The sequence below is a fragment of the Rhodococcus daqingensis genome, from assembly GCF_042665615.1.
Taxonomy (GTDB): domain Bacteria; phylum Actinomycetota; class Actinomycetes; order Mycobacteriales; family Mycobacteriaceae; genus Rhodococcus_G; species Rhodococcus_G daqingensis.
The window spans coordinates 269,181-277,485 of the sequence record NZ_JBHTCS010000028.1; the positions used below are offsets into that span (position 1 = coordinate 269,181).

Annotated in this window: 9 protein-coding genes; 4 read left to right on the top strand and 5 right to left on the bottom strand. The window is 66.3% G+C overall.

Annotated elements, in window-relative coordinates:
* Nucleotides 1-19: 19 nt before the first annotated feature.
* Entirely contained in the window at nt 20-1,744 is a 1,725-nt protein-coding gene (locus tag ACFQS9_RS23515) for an HNH endonuclease (RefSeq protein ID WP_378408966.1), read from the bottom strand.
* A 629-nt stretch (nt 1,745-2,373) separates the two neighbouring features.
* On the opposite strand from ACFQS9_RS23515, the gene ACFQS9_RS23520 reads away from it, so the two are divergent.
* From ACFQS9_RS23520 to ACFQS9_RS23530, 3 genes are all read left to right on the top strand, one after another.
* On the top strand, nt 2,374-2,745 hold the full coding sequence (locus ACFQS9_RS23520; RefSeq protein WP_378408967.1) for a hypothetical protein: 372 nt from the start codon (nt 2,374-2,376) through the stop codon (nt 2,743-2,745).
* Between the two features lie 731 nt (nt 2,746-3,476).
* A complete protein-coding gene (locus ACFQS9_RS23525; protein ID WP_378408968.1) occupies nt 3,477-3,611 on the top strand; it encodes a hypothetical protein in 135 nt (44 codons plus the stop codon).
* A 336-nt stretch (nt 3,612-3,947) separates the two neighbouring features.
* The gene (locus ACFQS9_RS23530) at nt 3,948-4,340 is read left to right on the top strand and encodes a hypothetical protein (protein ID WP_378408969.1); all 393 of its coding nucleotides are present in this window, start codon (nt 3,948-3,950) and stop codon (nt 4,338-4,340) included.
* Between the two features lie 47 nt (nt 4,341-4,387).
* On the opposite strand, the gene ACFQS9_RS23535 is transcribed toward ACFQS9_RS23530, so the two are convergent.
* The 4 genes from ACFQS9_RS23535 to ACFQS9_RS23550 all read right to left on the bottom strand — a co-directional run bounded on the left by ACFQS9_RS23535 (nt 4,388) and on the right by ACFQS9_RS23550 (nt 7,209).
* Nucleotides 4,388-4,558 carry a hypothetical protein gene (locus tag ACFQS9_RS23535; protein ID WP_197023548.1) on the bottom strand — a complete coding sequence of 57 codons (171 nt, stop codon included), beginning with the start codon at nt 4,556-4,558 and terminating at the stop codon, nt 4,388-4,390.
* Between the two features lie 113 nt (nt 4,559-4,671).
* On the bottom strand, nt 4,672-4,923 hold the full coding sequence (locus tag ACFQS9_RS23540) for a hypothetical protein (RefSeq protein WP_378408970.1): 252 nt from the start codon (nt 4,921-4,923) through the stop codon (nt 4,672-4,674).
* 14 nt (nt 4,924-4,937) lie between these two features.
* Nucleotides 4,938-6,110: a fatty acid desaturase family protein gene (locus ACFQS9_RS23545; RefSeq protein WP_378408971.1), complete on the bottom strand. Its 1,173-nt coding sequence runs from the start codon at nt 6,108-6,110 to the stop codon at nt 4,938-4,940.
* Between the two features lie 40 nt (nt 6,111-6,150).
* Nucleotides 6,151-7,209: a ferredoxin reductase gene (locus ACFQS9_RS23550; protein ID WP_378409058.1), complete on the bottom strand. Its 1,059-nt coding sequence runs from the start codon at nt 7,207-7,209 to the stop codon at nt 6,151-6,153.
* 191 nt (nt 7,210-7,400) lie between these two features.
* Here ACFQS9_RS23550 and ACFQS9_RS23555 point away from each other — a divergent pair, with 191 nt between their 5' ends.
* Nucleotides 7,401-8,051, top strand: coding sequence for a TetR family transcriptional regulator (locus ACFQS9_RS23555; RefSeq protein ID WP_378408972.1), 651 nt, complete (start codon nt 7,401-7,403; stop codon nt 8,049-8,051).
* Nucleotides 8,052-8,305 lie beyond the last annotated feature (254 nt).

Genomic DNA, 8,305 nt, shown 5'->3' on the forward strand with positions numbered 1-8,305 from the left:
GCCCGGCGCCCGCTGTGGGTTACCGGTCTAGTCGGGGCTCGGCGCAGTGAAGGCAACGAACGCGCTTGCCACTGTGTGGATCGGCCACGAAGTCGTGGTCGAACAGTTTGCGGTGCCCCCTGTTGCGCTCACACGCGCGGCAGTTGCGCCATCCCCTGTTGAGCCTCGTGTTCGCCGGTGTGAACTCGTGACCGTTCGGGCAGAACTGGGGCGTCGCCTGCTTCGCTTCGACGCAGACGAGGCATCGTCGCTCGGTGATAGGACTGCACGGGTCGATGACGTACTCGTGGCCGTGCTTCGGGACATGGTTGGCGTTGAGTCGGCACGCAGCACAGTTGCGCTGCCCCTTAGCGGTGTACTCGGTTGTCAGCTCGGTGTACTCGTGTCCATTGACGCAGTGAGTTCGTTCGGGCTTCGCCTCGAAGCAGGTGAGGCATCTGCGCTTCCTGGCGGGCCCGTCCGGGTCGGGTACGAACGAGTGGCCGAACTGTGGCACATGGGTCCGGTCCCAGATGCACTGCTGGCACACCCGTTTGCCCCGCGTATCAACCCGCTTGTTCTCGGGGGTGTATTCGTGCCCCTGTGGACAGAATTGCGGAGTCATCTCCTCGCGCTGTCGGCAGATCAGGCAGCGTCGGCGCACCTTGCTGGGGTTGTCCGGGTCATCCACGAACGCGTGTCCGTGGGTAGCGACGTGGTAGCGGTCGGTGTTGCACTGGCGGCACCGGCGGTGCCCTTCGGAGCTGTAGTCCGTGTTCTCCCCGTCGTACGGGTGCCCCTCCGGGCACGCCACGATGATGACGGCAGCTCGCCGGAGATTCTCGGCGATGGTCACCGCCTCCAGATGGTTCGGGTTGCAGCACAACCGGACGCCACACAGGTGGTCGATCGTGAGGTTGTGTGCGGACCCATCGCCATTCGCCAACTCGTACGCGAGGCGGTGAACCAGAACGTTCCGTCCCGGCACACGAAGGTAGACGAGGCCATACCCCGCCGGGTTCTTGCCGCCGGTCCACACCAGGCAATCGTCCGTCAACCTGTGGAAAATCTTGCCGCGCTCCGACACCGCCTGCTTCGTGACGTTCTTACGCAACTTCGCCTCAGTGGAATCCGCAACACCCGTGACGCCGTGGCCGTCGATGTAGGTGACGACGGCAACGTGCCCTCCCACAGTGATCAGTTCACCGCAGCCGCAGCCGCACCTGACTTTGTTGGGGTCGCCATGCTTCCTCAGCCGCCTGTAGTGCGGCGTGCATAGCCCGCGTGCGTAATGCGGGCGCTCACACCCGACCAGTTCACACCGGCGGCCCTCAGCCTCCACACTGGGTTGGCTCGGCACCGTGGGCAGCGGCTCATCCTCGGTAGGAGTCGCCGCATCGGACACGGTGTTGAACTTGCGGGCGTTGCACGTCCAGTGGGCAGCCCGGCAGTTCTCCATCGTGTGGGGGCCACCCTTGGACAGCGGGATCACATGGTCGATGACCGGGGATAGAGGTTCGTGCGTGCCCCCGAGCACCCGGGTTGTCCGCAAGAGCTCCGGGATCGTCTCCCCGCACAGGTGACAGATCCATCCGTCTCGCTCGAACACTTCTCGGGCGATGACGAGCTCGGTCTCGACCCCCCACTCCTGCGCACGATTAAGCATGTCGCGAGCTCGGATGAGCTCTTGCTTACGCCGCTTGACGTGCTCTGGGCAGCGCTGACGGCTCGGCCCACGCCCGGTGGGTCGAGGGTCGAACGTCACGTCGCAATCGGCACACTTGGCCAGCAATGAACACCTCCGCCGCTGATTGCATCATCAATGGCCGACATGCCTGTGCGTCTCGCTCGGATGTCCGCAAGAAGCCACCGACACCGAGCCCGACGAGACCAAGCGCAGCGCGCTCACTGCGACGGCCAGGCTGTTCGCGGAGGGTGGGCGGGACGTGCTGACCGGTATCGCCACCGCCATGCTCACCGGCTAACGCAACACGCCACGAGGGGAAGCATGGGCGCACTCTGCCTCCCGTCCGCGTACGCGCGCCTGTACACGCGCGAGAGAGGCGGTCCTCGGCGAGGCGCGCCTACTCCATCCGCCGCTTATCCGCTCCATCCGCCGTTTATTCACCAACTATGGGCACCCACCCATGAAAACCCATGCGTACCCACGAGGCCCCAAACGCCCCTGACATGGACTTTGACCTCGCCCGACTGGGTTCTGGTGGGTCATCCCATATCCCCATACCTGCAAATCTCTAGGTCGCAGGTTCGATTCCTGCCGGGGGCACAAACCTGTGCGGGTATGCGATCTCGTCGCTCTCCGATCTGGGTCCGTTCCCCGAACCTTCGCTTTTCCAGACAGCTCCCCTTCCCCGTCACGCTAGGCTCGGGGGCGTGATCGGCGGCGCGGCGGCGGCTCTACTGAGATTCCAGTACCGCCTCGCCCGCATCCCGCTCCAGCTCATCGAAGAGGGCATGACGCGGCTCGACGAGGGGTCTGCGCTGCGCCTGGGATACGAGCGACTACTGATCGAGTGCGACCGCGCCGCCGCCTACCTGCTCGACGACAAGTCCGCCGCCGCCCGAGCCTGCGCATTGCAGAAGGCAACCGCCCCGGCTCGCGTCACGCGCGCACTCCAGCTGCGCAGGGTCGAGCAGCACGAAGAGGCCGTGGACGCCGCCGAGGCGGAGCTGCTGCACCAGCATCGCGAGCGGTTTCTGCGCCGCCTCCGGGAGCACATCACCGCACCGCCGACGGGTGAATGAGCCCGGCCGCGCAGCCAACCCACAGCGCGCGACAGAGGGACTGATTCTCCGGCGCGCGCCTACGAAAGCCGGGCGTCGCTTCTACCTGATGAAAACGCCGAGACCAATGCTGAGCAGGAACATGTTCCACAACCTGACCCCAGCGTCAACCATGACACCAAAGTCAATCGAGCCCCACATGATCAAAACCTCCCATGTCGAGAGCCGATCCAATCTCCCCGACACACCTCAATCGTACCTGCGCAAGCAACCGAACCAGGAACCACTACGAAATAGAACAGCAGGTCAGACGCATTTTTGGTGTCGTTGATGCTTACCGATCGGCTCAAGGCTCGGGGGTGCGGCGACGCCTTCGTATGAGTTGACGCGATCTCCTGACCGGTAACGACAAAATCGGCGGCCGATTCCTGCAACATTGAACCGAAGCCCAGCGATACACAGGGTTGAGGTGAGTCCCATGACGGACGATTGCACCGCCCGGCGCGCCGGAGCGGGCAGCAGAGCAGGCCGCGGGCATGTCGCGGTCGCCACCTGCCGCTCCCCACCGCCGTTGCGACCGCGCGTTCTCTGATCGCGCTCAGTGACTCCGGAGCCCTGCCGTGGCTTCCGGAAGTCCGATCGGCGTTGCCGTCCTCACGAGCGGTGGGCGGGTAATGCTCGACTGGTGCGCCTCGCATTCAGTTGCGATCACACCGCTCACACCGTGAAGTACCCGTGAAGGTGGCAACAAGATGGACCTCGAAATGCTCGAGAAGCTGATCGATCTCATGATCAAGGTGATGGACATGATGGGCGGCATGCAGGGTGGCGGAGGCGAGGGCGCCGGCCCGCTCGGCAGCCTCGGCGGGGGCAGCCTCGGGTCGTGACCGACCCCACCGCAGGAAGGCTCTCGGCCCGCGGGCCGGGGGCCCTTTCTCGCGCGGGCCGGGGGCCCTTTCCCGCCGGCGGGACCTAACGGCCCGGGCACGATCGCGCCGTTCGGCACAATGCCCCTCGTGGATCGGCGACCACCGCGCTAGTGTTTCTACCTGACTCTTGGCGACCCCCGTGGAGGTGCGCTATGGAAGTGGCCGCATCGAACGGCGCGATCCGAGCTCTCATGTCCGCGCGACCTCCGTCGCCATCAACCGCCGATCAGGCCCGCCGTCCCAGCGACGACTGAATTGGATCTTGGCCATCCAAACCAGTATTGGAGCCCTGCAATGAATCCGACCAAATCCCTTGCCGCCTCCGTCCTCGTGGTCGCCGCCCTCGGCGCTGGCGCGGGAACGGCCTATGCCGAACCACCGCTGGCACCGCCACCGGGCGCCGAGGCCGTCTCGGACGCGATCTGGCCCGACAATCCCAGCAAGCAGTCCGCCTTCGACGCCCTCGCCGCCGAGGCCGCCGTCGGCTGGAACAACGGCGGCGCCCAGGGCGCGTTGATCGGACTGGGCGTCGGCGTCGGCGTGGGATGCCTGACGATCTTCCCCAACTTCATCGCCGGTTGCATCCTCGGCGGCGTGATCGGCGCGGGAGCCGGCGCGATGAACGGGATCAAGGACTCGAATCCGAAGGTGCTGCCCGCGTTCGACAAATTCCTGGCGACGCCATGAGGTGACTGGGCGCCCCGGGAAGACGAGTCCGCGAAACCGGGCGCCCGCTACTTCGACGCGGCCTTGCGCACCACCGTCAGCTTGTGCAGCCGCGAGGAGATCCGCTTGTCGTCGCTGCCACGCAGCAGGGCGATCCCGGAGCGGATCTCCTCCACCGCCCAGGTGCCGGCAGTGTCCGAAATATGCACCAGGTCCCCGACCTGAACTGCCTCACTCATCGCCGTTCTCCGCATCCACTACTCCAGGCAGGCACGTGTCGTCGTCCCGCCGATCATCATCAGCTGGATCAATTATCACGCGCCGGGTGCGAGGCGCCACAGACGGGCGGCGACTACTTCGCAGCGGGGCCGTCGCTGCCGTCCACGTCACCCTTCGCGACGTCCGGTTCCTCGTCGGCGGCGTCCGCCTGCGCCTTCCTCGACGCCTCGCGCATCTCGATGCCGTCGGTGATCCAGTCGCCGATCTCGCGGGTCACGTCCCGCACAGCGCCGGCGATGATCATCGCGATCCTGCCGACGTGCGTGGCCCCGGACTCCGTCAGTTCCTGCACGGTGTCCTTGCGTCGCTCGAACTTGCTCACCATGGACGCGTCACCTCTCACGCTGCGGCCTTCTGACGTTCGACGATAACACCGGGAGCGGCCCGGGAGCCGGTGAGGAACGGCGGCAAGGCGAGCGTGAAGATCTTGCCCCACACCGATCCGATCTGCTTGAAGAACCCGCCGGTGTTGTAGGGCAGGCCGTGCTTCTCGCACAGCGCCCGCACGTGCGGCGCCATCTCGGGATAGCGGTGCGCCGGGATGTCGGGGAACAGGTGGTGCTCGATCTGGTGCGAGAGATTGCCGGACATGATGTGGAACAGCGGGCTGCCCTCGATGTTCGCGCTGCCGAGCATCTGCCGCACGTACCACTGCCCCTGCGTCTCCTCCGCGGTCTCCTCCTCGCTGAAGGTCTGCACGCCCGTCGGGAAGTGCCCGCAGAAGATGATCGAGTACGTCCACAGGTTGCGGACCAGGTTGGCGCTCGCGTTGCCGAGCAGGGTGGTCACGAACAGCGGGCCGGTCAGGGCCGGGAAGACCAGGTAGTCCTTGAGGACCTGGCGACCTGCCTTGCGCCACATGCCCTGCAGCAGCGGCTTGACATCGTGCCACTTGCGCTTGCCCTTGACGATGTTCTCGGTCTCCAGGTCGTGCAGCATCACGCCCCACTCGAAGAAGACCATGAGCGCGAACGCGTAGACCGGGTTGCCCAGGTAGTACGGATTCCATTTCTGGGCCTCGTCCATCCGCAGGATGCCGTAGCCGATGTCGCGGTCGCGTCCGACGATGTTGGTGTAGGTGTGGTGCATGTAGTTGTGCGAGTGCCGCCACTGGTCGGCCGGGCACACGGTGTCCCATTCGAAGACCCGCGAGTTCAGGCCCGGTTCCCGCATCCAGTCGTACTGGCCGTGCATGACATTGTGGCCGATCTCCATGTTGTCCAGGATCTTCGAGATGCCGAGGGCTCCGACGGCGGCGAGCCAGAACGGCGGCAGGAACCCCAGGTACATCAGCCCCCGGCCCGCGACCTCGAATCCGCGCTGCGCCTTGATGATCCGATAGATGTACTCGCGGTCCTGCTCGCCGAGATCGGCGACGATCCGGGCGCGCAGCTCGTCGAGTTCGCGGCCGATCTCCTCGACCTGCTCGTAGCTGAGCACGATCGGGACAGCGGCTTCCTGCTTCTTCGTGCCACCGAGGAACGGCAGCGTCGGGAGCGTCAATCCGAGCATGGTGTTCTCCTTGGTCGATGTGGGTGCGATCTCGGCGTGATCAGATGTCGACGGAGACGTCGCCGACGGCGGCGGAGATACACAGCTGGATCGGTTGATCCGGGTCGGTATCCGTCTCGCCGGTCCGCAGGTTCCTCGTACAACCGGAGGTCTTAACCGCGGTGCAGGAGAAGCAGATCCCCATCCGGCACCCGAATTCGGGCGTGAGACCGGCGGCCTCCGCCTGTTCGAGCAGGCTCGCTCCCGAGTTCCGCGCCGTCACCCCGGACGAGGTGAAGGTGAGCAGGCCGGTGGCGTCCTCGTCACCGGCGGCGACCGGCGCGGCGAACTCCTCGCTGTGCAGCCGGGCCCCGAGCCCGATCCGGTCGTAGTGCTCGCGAACCCCGCGCATCAGCCCGGGAGGACCGCACAGGTAGGTCTGGGCCTCGCCGTGCCAGGGTGCCGCCGCCTCGAGGTGCTCCTGCCCGAAGAAGCCGTGCAGATCACCGCCCTCCGCCTGCCCGGTGTAGGCCAGGACCAACCGCACGTTGGCGTGGCCGTCCGCGATCTCCACCAGCTCGTCTCGGTGGGCCACATCCCGCTCGGTATCGGCGTAGTGCAGGAAGGTGATCTCGCCCTCGTGCCCCTCGTCGACGAGGGTCCGCAGCATCGACAACACGGGGGTGATGCCACTGCCGCCACTGATCAACAGGATCTTCTCGGGTCGGGTGGCGGGCATCCGGAACACGCCGTCGGCCTGCGACAGGCTGACCACGAGCCCGACGCGGGCCTCGGCGTGCAGGTACCGCGACACCATGCCCTGGGGGTGCGCCTTGATCGTGAGCTCGATGCGGCCGTCCGGGCGGTGCTGCGAGCAGGCCGGTGAGTAGCACCGGGTGTGCCGGACGCCGTCGATCACGACCCCGACCTGGACGAACTGGCCGGCCTCGAACCCCCGCCACTGCCGGGTGGGGCGCAGCGTCAGGGTCACGGTGTCCGCGGTCGTGCGGCGGACACCGGTGACCTCGGCCCGCAGGTCGCGCACCGTCGCCATCGGGTTCACGAGCTCGAGATAGCGGTCGATCTGGTGCGGGGCCGCCATCGCCTCGAACAGCGACATCAGCGACAGCCGGCGGGATCCGATCCGGGTCTGCAGGGTCACCACAACCTCCTGGGTCGAGTTTCAGTGAACACTCGTACACAAACAAGTGTGTCAGGAAGTACCAGGTAGGTGTCAACCCCAGGCGTGATGTGATGCCCGTTACAGCCAAGGTGTACACGGAAGAAGTGAACACACATACACTGAGCTACGTGACCGAACCGGAGAGCAGGGCCGAACGCAAGGAGCGCACCAGGACGGCGCTTCTCGCCGGGGCCCTGGAGCTGTTGGAGGACCGCAGCTTCGCGAATCTGAGCCTGCGCGAGGTCGCGAGATCGGCCGGGATCGTGCCGACCGCGTTCTATCGGCATTTCGCCTCGATGGACGATCTCGGCGTCGCGCTCGTCGAGGACAGCATGCGCATGCTGCGGCGGATGCTGCGCGAGGCCCGCCGCGACCCCAGCACGAAGAATGCGGGCACGTCGCTGGAGATCCTGCTGAGGCAGGTCCATGCCCACGAGGCGCAGTTCCGGTTCCTCAGCCGCGAACGCTACGGCGGCGTCGCCGAGGTGCGCCGGGCCATCGCATCCGAATTGCGTTTGTTCGCAAGCGAACTCACCATCGACCTGTCACGGATGCCGGGCCTGTCCGACTGGGAGGTCGAGGACCTCGAGATGGCCGCGGATCTGATCGTCGGCACCATGATGTCCACCGTCGTCAGCGTCCTAGAGGTCGAGCAGCGCGGCGCCCGCGACGAACGCGAGGTGATCGCGCGCGCCGAGCGTCAGCTACGACTGATCATGATCGGGATGAGCGGCTGGCGGCCGCGCCAGATCCCGTCCGATCCGCCCAGGAGCACCTGACCGGGACGGGCGCGGTCCCGTTCAGGTCGATCGCGCCGTCACCCAGAAGGCCTTCCGGCCAAAGTGACTCTTCCCCTCATGATTTCAGCCCATCGGCGCGGGTGCGCGCCACGCGGCACCGCAGCCGGCCCGCAGGCCGAGTGGACGCGGGTGATCGCGCCCTCCTCCGCATGGGTGACCCACAGTCGGTAGGCGGCGCTGACCTCGCGGGGTTGTCTGCTTGCCGGAGGCGAGTAGCATTCCTGTTCGTACCT